This window comes from Croceicoccus hydrothermalis (genome assembly GCF_022378335.1).
GTDB classification, from domain to species: Bacteria; Pseudomonadota; Alphaproteobacteria; order Sphingomonadales; family Sphingomonadaceae; genus Croceicoccus; species Croceicoccus hydrothermalis.
In genome coordinates, this window is sequence record NZ_JAIQCI010000007.1 from 166,331 (window position 1) to 183,021 (window position 16,691).

At 65.0% G+C, this 16,691-nt stretch carries 19 protein-coding genes; 8 read left to right on the forward strand and 11 right to left on the reverse strand.

From position 1 onward, the window contains the following. Positions 1-7: 7 nt before the first annotated feature. From K4G67_RS07935 to radC, 6 genes are all read right to left on the reverse strand, one after another. Complete coding sequence (locus K4G67_RS07935) at positions 8-646, reverse strand: phosphoribosylanthranilate isomerase (RefSeq protein ID WP_239805844.1); 639 nt, start codon at positions 644-646, stop codon at positions 8-10. Continuing rightward, on the reverse strand, positions 643-1,155 hold the full coding sequence (locus K4G67_RS07940) for a GNAT family N-acetyltransferase (RefSeq protein WP_239805845.1): 513 nt from the start codon (positions 1,153-1,155) through the stop codon (positions 643-645). Before K4G67_RS07940 ends, K4G67_RS07935 begins: the two co-directional genes overlap by 4 nt. 12 nt (positions 1,156-1,167) lie before the next feature. Further along, positions 1,168-1,842 carry an orotidine-5'-phosphate decarboxylase gene (gene pyrF, locus K4G67_RS07945; protein WP_239805846.1) on the reverse strand — a complete coding sequence of 225 codons (675 nt, stop codon included), beginning with the start codon at positions 1,840-1,842 and terminating at the stop codon, positions 1,168-1,170. Continuing rightward, complete coding sequence (locus K4G67_RS07950; protein ID WP_239805847.1) at positions 1,839-2,159, reverse strand: LapA family protein; 321 nt, start codon at positions 2,157-2,159, stop codon at positions 1,839-1,841. Before K4G67_RS07950 ends, pyrF begins: the two co-directional genes overlap by 4 nt. Positions 2,160-2,254: 95 nt before the next feature. Further along, the gene (gene purB / locus K4G67_RS07955; RefSeq protein WP_239805848.1) at positions 2,255-3,565 is read right to left on the reverse strand and encodes an adenylosuccinate lyase; all 1,311 of its coding nucleotides are present in this window, start codon (positions 3,563-3,565) and stop codon (positions 2,255-2,257) included. Positions 3,566-3,686: 121 nt separating this feature from the next. After that, positions 3,687-4,397: a RadC family protein gene (radC, locus tag K4G67_RS07960; protein ID WP_239805886.1), complete on the reverse strand. Its 711-nt coding sequence runs from the start codon at positions 4,395-4,397 to the stop codon at positions 3,687-3,689. Positions 4,398-4,573: 176 nt separating this feature from the next. On the opposite strand from radC, the gene K4G67_RS07965 reads away from it, so the two are divergent. From K4G67_RS07965 to K4G67_RS08000, 8 genes are all read left to right on the forward strand, one after another. After that, positions 4,574-7,780 carry an intermembrane phospholipid transport YdbH family protein gene (locus tag K4G67_RS07965; protein ID WP_239805849.1) on the forward strand — a complete coding sequence of 1,069 codons (3,207 nt, stop codon included), beginning with the start codon at positions 4,574-4,576 and terminating at the stop codon, positions 7,778-7,780. A gap of 104 nt (positions 7,781-7,884) precedes the next feature. Continuing rightward, positions 7,885-8,010, forward strand: a complete 126-nt coding sequence (locus K4G67_RS07970) for a YnbE family lipoprotein (RefSeq protein WP_338026407.1) — start codon at positions 7,885-7,887, stop codon at positions 8,008-8,010. Beyond that, positions 8,010-8,417 carry a YdbL family probable chaperone protein gene (locus tag K4G67_RS07975; protein WP_239805850.1) on the forward strand — a complete coding sequence of 136 codons (408 nt, stop codon included), beginning with the start codon at positions 8,010-8,012 and terminating at the stop codon, positions 8,415-8,417. The genes K4G67_RS07970 and K4G67_RS07975 overlap by 1 nt, the downstream gene beginning before the upstream one ends. A 163-nt stretch (positions 8,418-8,580) precedes the next feature. Then, the gene (locus K4G67_RS07980) at positions 8,581-8,898 is read left to right on the forward strand and encodes an AtpZ/AtpI family protein (RefSeq protein WP_239805851.1); all 318 of its coding nucleotides are present in this window, start codon (positions 8,581-8,583) and stop codon (positions 8,896-8,898) included. A 112-nt stretch (positions 8,899-9,010) separates the two neighbouring features. Continuing rightward, entirely contained in the window at positions 9,011-9,832 is an 822-nt protein-coding gene (locus K4G67_RS07985) for a F0F1 ATP synthase subunit A (protein ID WP_275588787.1), read from the forward strand. A gap of 40 nt (positions 9,833-9,872) precedes the next feature. Beyond that, positions 9,873-10,100, forward strand: a complete 228-nt coding sequence (locus K4G67_RS07990; RefSeq protein WP_202084371.1) for a F0F1 ATP synthase subunit C — start codon at positions 9,873-9,875, stop codon at positions 10,098-10,100. Between the two features lie 80 nt (positions 10,101-10,180). Further along, positions 10,181-10,675 (forward strand): F0F1 ATP synthase subunit B family protein, encoded by a 495-nt coding sequence (locus K4G67_RS07995; RefSeq protein WP_239805853.1) that lies wholly within the window; start codon positions 10,181-10,183, stop codon positions 10,673-10,675. 82 nt (positions 10,676-10,757) lie between these two features. Beyond that, positions 10,758-11,273, forward strand: coding sequence for a F0F1 ATP synthase subunit B family protein (locus K4G67_RS08000; protein WP_420830017.1), 516 nt, complete (start codon positions 10,758-10,760; stop codon positions 11,271-11,273). Between the two features lie 86 nt (positions 11,274-11,359). Here K4G67_RS08000 and gloB read toward each other — a convergent pair whose 3' ends face one another. The 5 genes from gloB to aroA all read right to left on the reverse strand — a co-directional run bounded on the left by gloB (position 11,360) and on the right by aroA (position 16,554). Continuing rightward, positions 11,360-12,118: a hydroxyacylglutathione hydrolase gene (gene gloB, locus K4G67_RS08005; RefSeq protein WP_239805854.1), complete on the reverse strand. Its 759-nt coding sequence runs from the start codon at positions 12,116-12,118 to the stop codon at positions 11,360-11,362. A gap of 177 nt (positions 12,119-12,295) precedes the next feature. Then, positions 12,296-13,999: a 30S ribosomal protein S1 gene (rpsA, locus tag K4G67_RS08010; RefSeq protein WP_239805889.1), complete on the reverse strand. Its 1,704-nt coding sequence runs from the start codon at positions 13,997-13,999 to the stop codon at positions 12,296-12,298. A 328-nt stretch (positions 14,000-14,327) separates the two neighbouring features. Further along, positions 14,328-14,957 (reverse strand): (d)CMP kinase, encoded by a 630-nt coding sequence (locus K4G67_RS08015; protein WP_239805855.1) that lies wholly within the window; start codon positions 14,955-14,957, stop codon positions 14,328-14,330. Continuing rightward, positions 14,954-15,208, reverse strand: a complete 255-nt coding sequence (locus K4G67_RS08020; RefSeq protein ID WP_338026408.1) for a CBU_0592 family membrane protein — start codon at positions 15,206-15,208, stop codon at positions 14,954-14,956. Before K4G67_RS08020 ends, K4G67_RS08015 begins: the two co-directional genes overlap by 4 nt. Beyond that, the gene (gene aroA / locus K4G67_RS08025) at positions 15,205-16,554 is read right to left on the reverse strand and encodes a 3-phosphoshikimate 1-carboxyvinyltransferase (protein WP_239805856.1); all 1,350 of its coding nucleotides are present in this window, start codon (positions 16,552-16,554) and stop codon (positions 15,205-15,207) included. The genes K4G67_RS08020 and aroA overlap by 4 nt, the downstream gene beginning before the upstream one ends. Positions 16,555-16,691: the final 137 nt, after the last annotated feature.

A 16,691-nucleotide genomic window follows, 5' to 3' on the forward strand; every position in this document is an offset into this window, starting at 1 on the left:
AGACGTGTCAGCGTGTGCGAACCGCGCGGGCGAAGGCGGCGATGGCGGCGGCATCCTTCACGCCGGGCGCGCTTTCCACACCGGACGACACATCGACGAGTGCGGGCCGCACCTCGGCAATGGCGTCGGCGACATTCGCCGGCGAAAGCCCGCCCGCCAGGCCCCAGGGCACCGCGCCATCGTACCCATGCACGAGCGACCAGTCGAAGCGGAGGCCCATCCCGCCCGGAAGCTGTCCCACTGGCGTTTTCGCATCGAACAGGAGCATGTCGACCGCGCCCGTATAATCGCGCGCCCGCGCAATATCGTCCGGCCCCGCGATGGGAAGCGCCTTCCACACGGCGATGCCGAACCGGGCGCGAAGGGCGGCGGCGCGTTCCGGCGTTTCATGACCGTGCAACTGAATGGCGCTGAGCTTGCCGGCGGCGACACCCTCCGCGATCGCCTCGTCGCCCGCATCCACGAACAATCCGGTGCGCCGGATCGAATCGCCCGAGAGAGCGGCCAGTTGGCGCGCGGTGCCCGCCTCGACATGGCGCGGCGACCGGGCAAAGAACACAAGCCCCGCATAATCGATGTGCGCGGCGATCGCCGCCTCCATCGCCGCGGACGTGTTGACGCCGCATATCTTGATGCGCGGGATCATAGCGCCTTTTCGAGAACGATAAAGAACAGCGGCGGCGTCTGCGGCACGGGGAAGGGGCGGCGTTCGCCCGTCTGCCTGTATCCCTTGCGCAGATACCAAGCGATCAGCGTATCGCGATTTTCGATGACGGTCATCTCGATCCGCGCGGCGCCGCTGGACGCGGCGCGCTCCTCCCCTGCGTGAAGCAGCATGGTGCCAAGGCCCGCGCTCTGCAATTCGGGCGCGATGCACAGCATGCCGAGATAGGCAAGCCCGCCGCCCCTCTCCGTGATCGCGACACAGCCGATGGCGGCCCCCGTCGCGCGATCGGTGGCCAGTAGCATGTGGACCAGGGGATCGCGCAACATCGCGCTAAGCTCAGCCTCGGCAATGCGCTCGCCCTGAACGATGTCGGCCTCGTGCGTCCAGCCCAGCCGCGCATGCTCGCCGCGATACGCCCCTTCGAGCAGGGGTTTCAACATGGCGGCGTCATCCGGCCCCGCCCGGCGTATCGCAGGTTCAAAGGTCACGGGATCGACAGGCTACAGCGTCGCTTCGATCGCGCGCGCCGCGGCGAGCGGGTCCGGCGCTTTCGAAATCGGCCGTCCGATGACCAGCACGCTTGCTCCATTGTCGCGGGCGGCGCGCGGGGTGACCGTGCGTTTCTGATCGCCCGTCTTGCTGCCCGCGGGGCGCAGGCCGGGCACCACGAGATAGCCGCCCTTCCACTGTGCATGGACGGCGGCGACTTCCTCGCCCGAACATACGATCCCGTCGAGCCCGGATTTCTCGGCAAGCTCGGCAAGGCGCATCACCTGATCGTGGGCGGTGCCGGCAACGCCGGTGCGCGACAGGTCCTTGTCATCGAGGCTGGTGAGCATGGTCACGGCGACGACGCGCGTATGTTCGCCGGCCGCGGCCTTGGCGTCTTCCATCATGGCACGGCCCCCGCTCGCATGGACGGTGACGATTGCGGGTTCGAGCACGTGGATCGCCTGCATCGCGCCGGCCACCGTATTGGGAATATCGTGCAGTTTCAGATCGAGAAAGATCGGCAGGCCGAGCTGCGCCAGCTCATGCACCCCGTGGTGCCCGTGCGCACAGAAGAATTCGAGGCCCAGCTTCAACCCGCCGACATGCCCTTTGACCTTCTGCGCCAGCGATTTCGCCGCATCGAGCTGCGGCACGTCGAGCGCGAGATAAACGGGATTGGTCATGGCTCTGTCCTGCGCAGGGTGGCGTCGTCTGCATTGTAAACGGGGTGTGCGGGCTCGGCCTGCTGGCTCGACACGAGGCTGCGATGCGAGGTTTCGAGCGAGGCGATCCGCCGTTTGAGCCGCCATTTCGCCGATTTGTGATAAAGCCACATCGGAACCAGCCCGATCAAAAACGCGGCCAGGATCACCATCGGCAGCTTCGTTTCGAGCACGAGGTTTTCCCAGATCCGCACATCGACCGGATACCAGTTGAACGCCGCAAACAGCGCGAGCGCCACCAGCAGCGCCACCCATATTATCGTGCGAAGAACCTGCATGGCGTTCCTGGCCTCCTCTCAAGCGCGGATCGTCTGGGCGTGCAGCCTACGCCGCAACGCCTGTTTGGCCAACCCTGCTGCAAACGCGGCCCCGGTCAACCGAACACGCGGTCGAAAATCGTGTCCACCTGCCGGAAATGGTAATCGAGATCGAATTTCTCCTCGATCTGCTCGGCCGAAAGGGCGGCGGTGACTTCCCCATCCGCTTTCAACAGGTCGAGCAATGACAGTTCGCCATCCGATTCCCATACTTTCATCGCGTTACGCTGCACCAGGCGATAGGCATCCTCCCGGCTGACACCGGCCTGCGTAAGCGCGAGCAGAACCCGCTGCGAATGGACGAGCCCGCCCATCCGATCGAGATTCTTCTGCATGCGTTCGGGATAGACGAGCAGCTTTTCCACCACCCCCGTCAGCCGCGCGAGCGCAAAATCGAGCGTGATGGTCGCATCCGGCCCGATGAACCGTTCGACCGAGGAATGCGAAATGTCGCGTTCGTGCCACAGCGCCACGTTTTCCATCGCCGGCGTCACGGCGGAACGCACCACGCGGGCAAGCCCGGTGAGGTTTTCGGTCAGCACGGGGTTGCGCTTATGCGGCATGGCGCTCGACCCTTTCTGGCCGGGGGAGAAATATTCCTCCGCCTCCAGCACTTCGGTGCGTTGCAGGTGCCGCACCTCCACCGAAAGCCGCTCGATCGAACTCGCGATGACGCCCAGCACGGCAAAGAACATCGCGTGACGGTCGCGCGGGATGACCTGCGTCGAGACAGGCTCGATCGCAAGGCCCATCTTTTCCGCGACGTGACGCTCGACCGACGGATCGATATTGGCAAAGGTTCCGACCGCTCCCGAAATCGCGCAGGTGGCGATTTCGCGCCGTGCGAATTCGAGCCGTTCGCGGCACCGGCTGAATTCCGCGTAGGCCTCTGCCATTTTCAGGCCAAAGGTGACGGGTTCGGCATGAATGCCGTGGCTTCGCCCGATGGTGGGGGTGTATTTGTGTTCCTCGGCACGCTTCTTGATCGCGGCGAGCAGCGCGTCGATGTCATCGAGCAGCATCGCCGCCGCCCGGTCGAGCTGTACCGCGAGCGTCGTGTCGAGCACGTCGGAACTCGTCATGCCCTGATGCATGAAGCGGGCCTCGTCGCCGACCTGTTCCGCGACCCAGGTAAGGAACGCGATGACATCGTGCTTGGTCACCGCCTCGATCGCGTCGATCGCCTCCACGTCGATCGCAGGCTCGGTCGCCCACCAGTCCCATAATGCCTTTGCTGCGCTTTCGGGCACGACGCCCAATTCGCCCAGTTTCTGCGTGGCATGGGCCTCGATCTCGAACCAGATGCGATATTTCGCTTCCGGCTCCCAGATCGCGGTCATGGCGGGGCGGGCATAGCGTGGGACCATCGGGCATACTCCGGTTCGCAAGAATTGGGGCTTTGGCCGCGCGGCTAGGGTGCGGCTGCGCATTTGGCAAGGGCGGGCCGCGCAATTCGGGTCAGATCACGTCAGCTCAGATCACGGCGGCTCAGATCAGGCCCTTCGCCTTCATGGAAACGGTCCCCTCGCGCCCGATGATGACATGGTCGTGCACGGCGATGTTCAAAAGGCGCCCTGCCTCGGCAATGCGATTGGTGATCTGAACGTCGGCGCGGCTGGGCTGCGGATTGCCGCTGGGGTGATTATGCGCGAGGATCAGCGCGGCAGCGCCCAGCTCCATGGCCCGGCCGATCACCTCGCGCGGGTGGATCGCGGCCTCGTCCAGCGAGCCGTCGCCCAGATGTTCGTCCCGGATGAGCCGGTTCTGCTTGTCGAGATACAGCACGCGCACACGCTCCACCCGCAGATGCGCCATGTCGATGGTGAGATAGTCTAGCAAGGCATGCCAGCTTCCCAGCACGGGCTTGTCCATGACCTCCGCGCGGGCGAGCCGGCGCGTGGCGAGGCCTACGATCTTCATCGCCGCGGCACTGGTTTCCCCCATGCCGGGGTGGTTTTCGAGCGCGGTCCTGTCGGCGTTGAAGATCCCGGCAAGGCTTCCGAACCGGTTCATGAGCGAGCGGGCGAGCGGTTTGACGTCGCGGCGCGGGATCGCGGTCATAAGGAGATATTCGACGATCTCGTGATCGGCCAAGGCGTCGTTCCCCCCTTCGAGCAGACGCTTGCGCAGGCGTGCGCGATGGCCGCTGGGGTCGGTTCCGGCTTTCGGCGCGGCCGATGCTGCGGGTGCTGCTGCCATCGGCAATTCATCCTGCGGTTTGGTCACGATGCCGCGTGCCATAAATGAGGGTCGGGGCGCCGCGCCGGGAAGGTGTGTGGACAGATCATGCTTTCCATTGCCTTTCGCCGCGATGCTGCGCAAGTCTGCGCCGCCGCGGATCCGCGCGGACGCACGAGGAATGACGGCAGGACGCAATGACGCAGGGCGAGGACGATAGGGCGAGTGGCGATTCGCCCGTGCGCCGCCGTCGATGGCCTCGCTTCGTCGCGGGCGTTCTCGTGGTCGTGGTTCTGCTCGCGGCTGGCATATGGATCGCGCGCGAACGATTGGTGCGCGGCGTGGTCGACGACATGCTCGCCGATATGGACCTGCCCGCCCGCTACGACATTGCCGAAATCGGCCCGGATCGCCAGGTACTCGCCAATATCGTGGTGGGGGACCGCGACCGTCCCGACCTTGTGATCGAACAGGCGGTGGTGGCTACGCGGCTGCGCTTCGGCGTTCCGGAGATAACGGGAGTACGGCTCGTACGGCCCCGGCTTTATGGCATGCTGCACGGCGACAGGGTCAGTTTCGGCGCGCTCGATCGTTTGCTCTATCCCGAAAGCACGGGGGAGCCCTTTCGCCTGCCCGATCTCGACATCGATATTGTGGACGGGCGGGCGCGCGTGCTGTCGCCGCATGGCAATCTGGGGGTGAAGCTTGCCGGCGGGGGCAATCTGCGCGACGGTTTCGCCGCGACGATGGGGGCAGTGGTGCCGCGGCTTTCCGGCATGGGCTGCACCATTGACGGGTTGAGCCTTTATGGCCGTCTCGCCATCGCGGACGAGACACCGCGCTTTGTCGGGCCGTTGCGCGCCGATGCGGCGAGGTGCCCCGAATCGGACCTGTCGCTTGTGCAGGCAAGCTGGACCGTGCGCGGCGAGGCACAAGCGGACATGAGCCGCGCCATGGTGGCCGGCACGCTGCGCACCGGGCGGGTTGCGGTGGGCGGCAATGCGGTCGGTGCGCTCAACGGTCCGCTTGCCGTATCCGTGCGCGACAGCGGCGCGATGGTGGCGGATTTCGACCTGTCGGCCCGCGATGCGGTGTTTGCCGGGGCCGCGGTCGCGCGCCTCTCGCTCGATGGTATTATCCGAAGCGCGGGCGGGTTCGATCGCTGGCAATTGGCGGGCGATGTGGCCGGCGGCGGGTTCGATTTGTCCGGTGTCGTCGATCCGGCCTTGCAACAGGTACAGGAATCCGCCGCCGACACGTTGCTGGCGCCGATTGCGGGCCGGTTGCGCGCCGTGCTGCGCCGGTCGATGCCGGGCGCGTCCTTCACAGCCACGCTGCAGGCGCGGGCCGACGAAGGGGGCGCACGCATTGCCATCGCGCGTGCGGGCCTTCGCGGCGGGGACGGCGCGCCGCTGCTCTCGCTCAGTCAGGTGCAGATCGGGTTGGACGAAAGCCTGCGCCTTCATCGCGCGCGTTTCGCCACCGGGGGCGCGGATATGCCCCGGATCGTGGGCGCGATCGACGGGGAAGGGGACAGGCCGCAGCTCCGCCTGCGCATGGCGGATTATGCAGGGGGGGGTGCACGGATCGCGATCCCCGAATTGCGTGTGCGGCAATCGGGTGACGGGTTCGTCATGAACGGCGAGATTCTGGCGAGCGGCCCGCTCCCCGGCGGCGCGGTTGACGGGCTTCGTCTTCCGGTTGCGGGTTCGTATTCGGCGCGGCGCGGCGTGCGCCTGTGGGATGATTGCGTGGCGCCGCGCTTCGATTCGCTGCGCTATGCGAATTTCACGCTCGAGCGGCAGAGTCTGCTGCTGTGCCCGGCGGGCGGGGCCGCGATGCTGGCGATCGGGCCGGACGGCACGCGCATGGCCGTGGGCGCGCCAAAGCTCGACCTTTCGGGGCGGCTTGGCGAAACGCCGGTGCGTCTGGCGTCCGGCCCGGTCGGGCTTGCCTTGCGTCCGGGTCGGCCCGCGGTGGTCCGCGCGCGAACGATGAACGTTGAAATCGGCCCGCAGGCGACGGCGGTGCGTTTTGCCATCGCGGATATTACCGCGCAAATCGGGCGCGACATCGGCGGTGCGTTTTCCGGGACGAATGTGACGCTTCCGTCCGTGCCGCTCGACATCGGAGAGGCCGGTGGGCAATGGTCGTATCGCAGCGGTGTCCTGCGCATCGAAGAGGGCGCTTTCGTTCTTACCGACCGGCAGGACGACGCGCGATTCGAGCCTATGATCGCAAGGGATGCGACCCTTACGCTCGCCGATAACATCATCACCGCAAACGCCCTGTTTCGCGAGCCGAAGACCGGAATTGCCATCGTCGACGCGGATATTCGCCACGATCTGACCGATGGGCAAGGGCGGGCCGATCTCTCGGTCGAGGGGATAGGCTTCGGCGACGATCTGCAACCCACCGATATCACGCGCCTCGTTCTCGGCAATATCGCCAATGCGCGCGGGATAGTCAGCGGGCAGGGCCGAATCGACTGGAGCGGTGAGGGGATCACCTCTTCGGGGGTGGTCGGCACCGATTCGCTCGACTTCGCCGCCGCCTTCGGCCCTGTCACGGGGATGGCTGGAACATTGCTCTTTACCGATCTGCTGAACCTCCAAACCGCGCCGGATCAGCGATTGTCGATTGCCGAGATGAACCCCGGCGTGCCGGTGTCGGATGGGGAGGTGTTCGTGACCTTGCGGCCCGGATTGCGGCTCGACCTTGGCGGGGGGAGCTGGCCGTTTCTGGGCGGGAGGCTGGTTCTGGAGCCGACGTCGCTGATCCTCGGCGCGACGGAGCGGCGCAATTTCACGCTGGTCATCACCGGGCTGGATGCCGGGCGGGTGATCGAACGGCTCGGCGTCGCCAATCTGAGTGCGAGCGGGACGTTCGACGGGCGCATTCCCATCGTTTTCGACGAAGCCGGCGGTCGCGTGGAGGGCGGGAGCCTCCGATCCCGTCCGCCGGGGGGCAACATCGCCTATGTCGGCGAGCTCAGTTACAAGGATCTGTCGCCCATCGCCAATTTCGCATTCGCGGCGCTGCGCAGCCTCGATTACAAGCGGATGAGCGTCGCAATCGACGGCGCACTGGAGGGCGAGATCGTCACGCGGGTGCGTTTCGACGGCGTGTCACAGGGGCCGGGCACGCAATCGAACTTCCTCACCCGCCGTATCGCGAAGCTGCCGTTCCGCTTCAACGTGAACATACGCGCGCCGTTCTATCAGCTTATCGGCAGCCTGAAATCGCTCTACGATCCCTCCGCCGTGCGCGATCCGCGCGAATTGGGGCTTGTCGATGACGACGGGGTGCGGTTGATCCCCGACGACCGGGCCGTTCCCGCGCCATCGCCGCCATCCGACCCGCCCCCCATCATTCAGCCCGCAGAAAGCGAGACCGTGCCATGAACCGGACCAAATTGACGATAGCTGCGCGCGGCGTTCGAAAGCGCGCCTCAACCATACGCGGCATTTCGATTTTGGCCGTTGCGTGTTCGTTTAATACCGCATGCGTGAACGTGACCGCGCCGTCCGATCCGATCGTCATCGAATTGAACGTGAACATAAAACAGGAAGTTCTCTACAGGCTCATCGCGTCGGCCGAGGAAAACATCGAAAGCAATCCGGAGATATTCTGATGCCCCGCAACACAACCGCCCGCCGTCTTACAGGCCTTGCCCTGCCGGCGTTCGCGCTTCTCGCCATGACGCAGCCTGCCTGCGCGATGCAGCGCGAACCCGCCTATGCCGAGGCGCGCGCCAATGGCACCGTAGGCGAACGGGTGGACGGCTATCTCGGCTTTACCGGGGCGCCGCCCGCCGGGCTTCGCGCGGTGATCGACGACATCAATATCCGCCGCAAGGCCAGCTATGCCGACCGTGCCCGCGCCGCCGGCGTCACGATCGAGGAATTCGCCTTCGCGCAGGGCTGCATCCTGATTGCGCGCACGTCGCCGGGCGAAAAATATCAGGCGCCGGGCGGAAGCTGGCAGACCCGCGGAAGCGGCGCGCCGCAGCTCGATCCGCGCTGTCCCGCCGTGGGCTGATTCCGGCGAAAGAGGGAGCATGGCGCGCATCATTGGCCGCTCCCGCGATGAAGGCGCGCGCTTGTGTTGACTTGCCCGAACCCCTTTCCTAAAGGAGCGGCGCCCTCGACGGGCAGCTAATCGCACTTGCCGAGCGGTCTTCTTTGCTGAAGGAACTACAGGCATGAGTGAAAAGCGGTCCGGGCGAGAGCCACTTGGCGAGGATGCGCGAATCAACGCGCTCGATGCGCAGCTCAAGGCTGCGAAAGAGCGGGAAGAGCAGCGCAACCGGCCGCAGTCCCACGGGACCGATGCGAATTATCGCATGGGAAACAAGGTGCTTGCGGAATTGCTGGGCGGGCTTATCGGCGGCGCGCTGATCGGTTGGGTGATCGACCGGTTTGCAGGTACCGGGCCGTGGGGACTGTTGGTGATGCTGTTCCTCGGGATAGTCGTCGCTTTCAGAAACATAATTAGGATTTCGAACACGCGTTCCGATTGATCTGACCGGCTCTGGCCAGATCGCAAAGGGGCGGCGGTGTTCAGGCATAGCAGCGATCGCCGCCCGCACGGGGCGAAGACGCATTGAGGGATAAGGGACGGTCCGGGCAGCAATGCCGCGGAACGCCTCGAACGACAGGGACAATCGCGTGGCAACCGAAGCCAAGGTCGATCCGATGCACCAGTTCACCATCGAGCCGCTTTTCGGCTCCGAGGGGTGGGAAGTGGCCGGATATAATCTCGCATTCACGAATTCGGCGCTCTGGATGGCGCTGACCGCGGTCGTGCTCTGGGGCTTCGTCGCGCTCGGCATGAAGGGGCAGCTCGTCCCCGGCCGGTGGCAGATGGCGGTCGAAAGCTTCACCGGCTTCGTCGACGACATGCTGGAGGCGAACATCGGCAAGGCGGGGCGCAAATACGTGCCTTACGTGTTCTCGCTGTTCATGTTCATCCTGTTCGCCAACGTGCTCGGCCTGCTGCCGCTTGGCGTCGTCGGCCTGCATCCCTTTACCTTCACCAGCCATTTCACGGTTACCGGCATTCTCGCGATCATGTCGTTCTCGATCGTGCTGATCGTCGGTTTTGCCAAGCACGGAATCGGTTTCCTGTCGCTGTTCGTGCCGCATGGCACGCCCGCTCCCATGATTCCGTTCATTTTCCTGGTCGAGCTGGTCAGCTTCATGGTCCGCCCGTTCAGCCTCGCGCTGCGGCTTTTCGTGGCGATGATGGCCGGGCACCTTCTGCTCGAAGTCCTGTCCGGCTTCGTCATCAGCAGCTCGAACGCGGGCGTGGGCACCGGCGTGCTCGTCGGCATTCCCACCTTCCTGCTGATGATCGGCATCTGCGCGCTCGAACTGCTCGTCGCTGCCGTGCAGGCCTATGTTTTCGCCCTGTTGACCGCGCTCTACATCAATGACGCGGAAAACCTTCACTAAGTCTCCGAATTACCGAATCTACGAAAGGGAGTTTATTACCATGGACGCAGAAAGCGCACGCATGCTCGGTGCCGGTCTCGCCGCTGTCGGTGCCGGTCTGGCATCGCTGGGTGTCGGCAATGTCTTTGCAAAGTTCCTGGAAGGCGCGCTGCGCAATCCGGGCGCCGCAGACGGTCAGCAGGGCCGCCTGTTCATCGGCTTCGCTGCTGCCGAACTTCTCGGTCTGCTGGCGTTCGTCGTGGCGATGATCCTGGTCTTCGTGGCCTGATCATATTGCCTGTGCGATCCGGCCGGGGCAGGGGCCCTGGCCGGATCGGTATCTATCCAATCATGCCTTCGGACTGATCGATGCCACAAATCGAACAAATCGCCGCGACCTATGCCAGCCAGATCTTCTGGCTGCTGCTGATTTTCGGTCTCGTGTTTTTCGTGGTCGGAAAAGGCATGGTGCCCAAGGTCATGGGCACGGTCGACATGCGCGACAAGCGTATTGCCGACGATCTTACCGCCGCCGAAACCGCCCGCCGCGAAGCGGACGAGCAGGAAGAGGCATGGCGCAAGCGTGAGAACGACAATCGCGCCCGGGCTCAGGCTCTCATCGCGGAGGCGAAAGCCGATGCTGCCAGCCAGACCGAGCGCGCCGTCGCCGAGGCGCAATCCCGCATCGACGAACATCTTGCCGCTGCCGAGGCGCGCATCGATGCCTCGCGCCGCAATGCCGCGACCGAAATCGAGAACGTCGCCACCGAAGCGACCCAGGACATCGTGAAGCGCATTGCCGCACTCAACGTGTCGCAGGCCGAGGCGCATAACGCCGTCAAGGAGGTCATGGTCCGTGGCTGATTATCAACTGTTTCTGAACGGCATGGCCGTCACCTCCACCGGCGTCGAGGAACGTCTCGATCATGCCGCCGAGCTGGAAGGCATGACCGAAGATCATGGCGGCGAGCATGTCGAACCGGTGGCGTTCGGCTTCATCGGGCCGGGCGCGTGGGTCTCTCTGGCCATGCTCGTCTTCATCATCATCCTGTTGTGGAAAGGCGTGCCGAAGCTGGTCGCGGGCGGCCTGGATGCGCGTATCGCCGCCATTCGTGAGCAACTCGACGATGCGAAACGCCTGCGCGGCGAGGCCGAGGCCCTTCGCAAGGAATATGCCGACAAGATCGCCGGCGCCGAACGCGATGCCGAGGCGATGCTCGAAAACGCGCGCCGCGAGGCCGGCGCCATCGTGGAGCGGGCCGAGACCGACACCGCGGCCATGATCGTACGACGCGAACGCATGGCGCAGGACAAGATCGCGGGCGCCGAGCGTGCGGCGGTCGAGGAACTCCGCGCGAAGGCGGCTCGCGCTTCGGCCGAAGCATCGGGTCAGATCATCGCGCGCAACCATAATGCGGTTGCCGATCGCGCGCTGGTCGACAAGGCAATCGCCAGCTTCTGAGCGCGCATCCGACATGACGATAAAAGCCCGGCGGGAGCGATCCTGCCGGGCTTTTCGTATCGGTCACCGATTGCGATGGAGCCTGATCAAAACCCATCCTTCGCCGCGCGCAGGGCTGCGAACGTTTCCACCGCATCGCCGCCGCCCCAGCGGGCCTGCATTCCGGCGTCGTCGGCACGAAGAAACGGGTTGGTGGCCAGTTCTCGCTGCAATGTGGTGGGGACGGTCGCCTTGCCCGCGGCACGGCGCTCCTCCACCTCCTCGGCATAGCGCCGCAGGGCCGCATTATCGGGATCGGCGTGCAGCGCAAATCGCGCGTTCGCCGCCGTATATTCGTGCGCGCAATAAATCGTCGTCTGCGAGGGCAAGGATTTCAGCCGCGTAAGGCTGCTCCAGAACTGCTCCGCCGTTCCTTCGAACATGCGCCCGCAGCCAAGTGCGAACAGCGCATCGCCAACGAAGGCGATTTCCGCGTCGGGGAGGTGATAGGCGATATGGCCGTGGGTATGACCGCCCACGTCGATAATCTGCGCCTCATGCGCGCCGATGGTGACCGTGTCGCGGCCAGAAACGCTGCGGTCGATCGCCGCGATCTTTGGGGCTTCTGCGGCCGGTGCGACGATCTGGCATCCGGTCTCGGCCTTGATCGCCTCGTTCCCACCGGCATGGTCAGGGTGCCAGTGCGTGTTCCAGATCTGCGTAATCGTCCAGCCCTTTTCATCGGCCTCGCGCAGATAGGCGTCGGCATCGGGCGTATCGATGCAAACGGTCTCCCCGCTTTCCGCATCGTGCATTAGGTATCCGTAATTGTCGGACAGGCAGGGAAACTGGTGGATTTGCAACATGGCGGGCTTTCGATCTGCGTATAGGCATCGGGCGGTGTGCGTTCCCCGGATCAATCCGCCGGCCCCACCGCCGGTTCCAGAACGGTGCGATAGATATTGCTCCCGAATAGCAAAAGCCCGCCCGCTGTTTCCAGCGAACGGGCTTTTGTCGTGTTTCCGAATGGAAGCGCGAGGGGCTTAGTTCTTGCCCTTGAGCGCCTCGCCCAGGATGTCGCCGAGCGACGCACCCGAATCGGACGAGCCGTACTGCGCCACCGCTTCCTTCTCTTCGGCGAGCTGACGCGCCTTGATCGAGAAGTTGGGCTTTTTCGTGCGGTCGAAACCGGTGACCATCGCATCGACCTTCTGGCCGGTCTGGAAACGATCAGGACGCTGCTCGTCGCGGTCGCGGCCAAGGTCCGAACGCTTCACGAAACCGGTCGCGCCATCTTCGCCAACCTGCACCTCGAGACCGCCATCGCGAACCTCGAGAACGGTGACGGTGACGACTTCGCCGCGGCGCAGGCCATCGGTCGCGCCGCCGCCAACGGCCGGAGCGCCCTTTTCAAGCTGCTTCATGCCGAGCGAGATGCGCTCCTTCTCGACATCGATGTCGAGAACCACGGCTTCGACTTCCTCACCCTTGCGGTGCAGGGCGAGGGCGTCCTCACCCGAAATGCCCCACGCGATGTCGGACATGTGAACCATGCCGTCGACGTCGCCATCGAGGCCGATGAACAGGCCGAATTCGGTCGCGTTCTTGACTTCGCCGGTGACGGTCGAGCCGATCGGGTGCTTCTCCGCGAAATCGTCCCAGGGGTTCGACTGCGCCTGCTTGAGGCCGAGCGAGATGCGGCGCTTTTCCGAATCGACTTCGAGCACCATGACCTCGACTTCCTGGCTCGTCGAAACGATCTTGCCGGGGTGGACGTTCTTCTTGGTCCAGCTCATCTCGGACACGTGCACGAGGCCCTCGATACCCGGTTCCAGTTCGACGAACGCACCATATTCGGTGATGTTCGTGACCGTGCCCGACATCTTCATGCCGACCGGATATTTCGCCGCGACGCCGTCCCACGGATCGCTCTCAAGCTGCTTCATGCCGAGCGAGATGCGCTGCGTATCGGCGTTGATGCGGATGATCTGCACTGTGACGGTATCGCCGATGTTCACGATCTCGTTCGGATGGTTGACCCGCTTGTAGCTCATGTCGGTGACGTGGAGCAGGCCGTCGATACCGCCAAGATCCACGAACGCACCGTAATCGGTGATGTTCTTCACCACGCCGTCGATCACCTGACCCTCGGCCAGCTTCTCGATCAGTTCCTGACGCTGTTCGGCGCGGGTTTCCTCGAGAACGGCGCGGCGCGACACGACGATATTGCCGCGGCGACGATCCATCTTGAGCACTTGGAAAGGCTGAGGAATGCCCATCAGCGGGGCGATGTCGCGCACCGGGCGGATATCGACCTGCGAACCAGGAAGGAACGCGACGGCGCCGTCGAGGTCCACGGTGAAGCCGCCCTTGACGCGGCCGAAGATCTGACCCTCGACGCGCTTGCCTTCGCCGAATTCGCTTTCGAGACGGTCCCATGCGGCCTCGCGGCGGGCGCGGTCGCGCGACAGCATCGCTTCGCCGTCGGCATTTTCCACGCGGTCGACATACACTTCGACTTCGTCACCCACGGACAGGCCGTGCGGCTGACCCTGCGGCGCGAATTCGGAAAGGCGGATGCGGCCTTCGCTCTTGAGCCCGACGTCGATGATCGCCTTGTCGTTCTCGATACCGGTGACGGTGCCCATGACGACGCGGCCTTCGAAGCCGCCATCGGCCTCATTACCAAGCGTTTCGTCGAGCATTGCCGCGAAATCGTCGCGGCTCGGGTTTGCCGAAGTGGCCATGTAGGTGAAATCCTGTTCAATCGATGTTTCCGGCCAGGCGGTTTTTCCGCCGGTCTTTTGGCCGAACTGCCCGCACGGCCCCATGCCGGTACAGGCGTTCTCGGGGCTTTCGCCAACGAAGCCTGGCAATATTGCGAAACGCGAGCGGCGCGGCCGGGCGAACCGGATGACGCGATGCCAACGGATGCATGCAAAGGATGCGCCTGTCGGCGCGTCCTGCCAGCCTTCGAACGGTGCTTGTCAAAACCCGTCGAACGGGCGCGCGGGTAAGTGAATTTCCGGGGAATTGCAAGCGAAACCGCCCCGCGGCGGAACCTTTCGTACCCGATCAGCCCTGCCCGCCGCGCCGTTTTTCGACGAGAGCGATGGCGGCGGCCAGCGATTCGGCCGCGTCGAGATTCGAATTGTCGAGAACCAATGCATCCGCCGCCTCGACAAGCGGCGCCTCCGCCCGGTTCCGGTCCCGCGCGTCCCGCCGCATCAGATCGGCGTGGATCGCGTCCAGCGTGACATCCTCGCCCCGGCTCTGGCTTTCGCGAAAGCGGCGTTTGGCCCGCGCCTCAAGGCTTGCCGTGACGAACAGCTTGACCGTCGCCTCGGGCACGATCACCGTGCCGATGTCGCGCCCGTCCAGAACCGCGCCGCCGGGCCGCGCGGCAAAGGCGCGTTGCCGGGCCAGCAATGCGGCCCGCACGCGCTTGTGCACCGATACCCGGCTCGCCAGCGCACCGACCGCCTCTGTCCGCAGGATCGGTTCAATCAGCAGGCTGTCCGGAAATTCGCAGGCCCGCGCCGCGTCGAGCGGATCGTCCGGATCCCCGCCATTCAGCCGCACCTGCCGCCCGACCGCGCGATAGAGAAGCCCGGTGTCGAGATGCGGCAGTCGGTAATGCTTGGCCAGCCCCTTGGCGATAGTGCCCTTGCCCGATGCGGTCGGGCCGTCCACGGCAATGATCATGGCTCGCTCCTGCGGGCGGCGGCGGCCTTCACCAGGCCCCATATGGCGACACACGCCCATATGCCTTCCAGCACGAGCGAGGGCAGATTGGTGTTCACGGTGAGCGAGACCGCCAGCAGACCGGCGCCGAGCAGGTTCACGCTATGGACGATAAACGGGTTGGGCGCCTCGCGCGCGGTGAGATAGCCATAGGCGGACACGATGCACAGCATGCCGGCGAACCCGACGATATTGGCGGTGCCGCTCGTCACCGTGCGGCCTCGTCGAGCAGGGTTTCGAACGCGGGGAAGCTGGTGGCGATAGGTGTCACGTCATCGATTTCGACGCCGTCCACGCTGCGCGATCCGGCGATGGCCATGCTCATCGCTATACGATGGTCGAGATGGGTGGCGACCCGTGTTCCTTCGAGCGTGCCGGGGAGGGGATCGCCACCGCGCCCGTCGATCACCAGCCCATCGGCGGTTTCCTCGACCCGCGCGCCCGCAAGGGTAAGCGCCGCCGCCATCGCCGATAGCCTGTCCGATTCCTTCACCCGCAATTCTTCGAGGCCCCGCGTGACCGTGCGCCCGCTCGCCATGGCGGCCGCCACGAACAGCACGGGAAATTCGTCGATCATGGCCGGCGCGACGGCGGGGTCCACCTCCACGCCGCAAAGCGCGGAATGCCGCACGCGCAGATCGGCCACAGGCTCGCCGCCAACCTCGCGGCGGTCCTGCTCCTCGATCGACCCGCCCATGTCGCGCAGCACGGCAAAAAGCGCCGATCGGGTGGGATTGAGCCCGACATTTTCAAGGATCAGGTCGGAGCCTGGCACCAGCAATGCGGCCACGACGAAAAACGCGGCGGAGGACGGATCGCCCGGCACGACGATATCGCGCGCCTGCAATTCGCAGGGACCGGCAATGGTAATGACCCGCGCGCCGTTCTCCTCGCCCACGAAAAGATCGGCGCCGAACCCGCGCAGCATCCGTTCCGAATGATCGCGCGTGGCGACGGGCTCTACGACGGTGGTTTCGCCTTCGATATTCAATCCGGCAAGAAGCACCGCGCTCTTCACCTGTGCCGAGGCGACGGGCAATTCGTAGCGGATCGGCACGCCCGGATGTGCGCCACGCATAGTGAGGGGGAGCCGCCCGCCGGGGCTCGCCGTGAAGTCCGCACCGATCAGCGAGAGCGGTTCGATGACCCGTCCCATCGGCCGTTTCGAAAGGCTGGCATCGCCGGTAAAGGTGGCGGTGATCCCGTGGCTCGCGACAAGGCCCATCAACAGGCGTGTCGACGTGCCCGAATTCCCCATCTCCAGCACGGTTTCGGGTTGCAGCAATCCGCCGCTTCCCACCCCGTCAACATGCCAGATACCGTCGTCGCCGCGCACGACCCTTGTCCCCATCGCCCGCATGGCGGCCGCGGTGGCAAGCACGTCCTCCCCTTCGAGCAGGCCGGAAATCGTGCTGTGTCCCACGGCCAGCGATGACAGCATGATCGCGCGGTGGCTGATCGATTTGTCGCCGGGCACACGCATCCGCCCGGTCAGCGGCCCGAGAGCACGGAACCTGTGAGGGCGCAGGCGATTGGCGGGGTGATCGGGCGCGGTCATGGGCGGGGTCCGGATGTCGTCATTGCGGCGGGCTTTTGACAGGGGCACCGGCCTATGGCAAGGCGCGCGCTCTTCGCAGGGACGGACATGCGGTTGAAGCCTGTCCCTCGCGCGCCCATTTAATATTGCAGCAAGAT

What these genes read in the sequence shown, in the direction of transcription:
- K4G67_RS07935 (WP_239805844.1), bottom strand. Translation starts at nt 646, where the DNA reads ATGATCCCGCGCATCAAGATATGCGGCGTCAACACGTCCGCGGCGATG.
- pyrF (WP_239805846.1), bottom strand. Translation starts at nt 1,842, where the DNA reads ATGACCAATCCCGTTTATCTCGCGCTCGACGTGCCGCAGCTCGATGCG.
- K4G67_RS07950 (WP_239805847.1), bottom strand. Translation starts at nt 2,159, where the DNA reads ATGCAGGTTCTTCGCACGATAATATGGGTGGCGCTGCTGGTGGCGCTC.
- purB (WP_239805848.1), bottom strand. Translation starts at nt 3,565, where the DNA reads ATGGTCCCACGCTATGCCCGCCCCGCCATGACCGCGATCTGGGAGCCG.
- radC (WP_239805886.1), bottom strand. Translation starts at nt 4,397, where the DNA reads ATGGCAGCAGCACCCGCAGCATCGGCCGCGCCGAAAGCCGGAACCGAC.
- K4G67_RS07965 (WP_239805849.1), top strand. Translation starts at nt 4,574, where the DNA reads ATGACGCAGGGCGAGGACGATAGGGCGAGTGGCGATTCGCCCGTGCGC.
- K4G67_RS07975 (WP_239805850.1), top strand. Translation starts at nt 8,010, where the DNA reads ATGCCCCGCAACACAACCGCCCGCCGTCTTACAGGCCTTGCCCTGCCG.
- K4G67_RS07980 (WP_239805851.1), top strand. Translation starts at nt 8,581, where the DNA reads ATGAGTGAAAAGCGGTCCGGGCGAGAGCCACTTGGCGAGGATGCGCGA.
- K4G67_RS07985 (WP_275588787.1), top strand. Translation starts at nt 9,011, where the DNA reads ATGCCGCGGAACGCCTCGAACGACAGGGACAATCGCGTGGCAACCGAA.
- K4G67_RS07990 (WP_202084371.1), top strand. Translation starts at nt 9,873, where the DNA reads ATGGACGCAGAAAGCGCACGCATGCTCGGTGCCGGTCTCGCCGCTGTC.
- K4G67_RS07995 (WP_239805853.1), top strand. Translation starts at nt 10,181, where the DNA reads ATGCCACAAATCGAACAAATCGCCGCGACCTATGCCAGCCAGATCTTC.
- K4G67_RS08000 (WP_420830017.1), top strand. Translation starts at nt 10,758, where the DNA reads ATGACCGAAGATCATGGCGGCGAGCATGTCGAACCGGTGGCGTTCGGC.
- gloB (WP_239805854.1), bottom strand. Translation starts at nt 12,118, where the DNA reads ATGTTGCAAATCCACCAGTTTCCCTGCCTGTCCGACAATTACGGATAC.
- rpsA (WP_239805889.1), bottom strand. Translation starts at nt 13,999, where the DNA reads ATGGCCACTTCGGCAAACCCGAGCCGCGACGATTTCGCGGCAATGCTC.
- K4G67_RS08015 (WP_239805855.1), bottom strand. Translation starts at nt 14,957, where the DNA reads ATGATCATTGCCGTGGACGGCCCGACCGCATCGGGCAAGGGCACTATC.
- aroA (WP_239805856.1), bottom strand. Translation starts at nt 16,554, where the DNA reads ATGACCGCGCCCGATCACCCCGCCAATCGCCTGCGCCCTCACAGGTTC.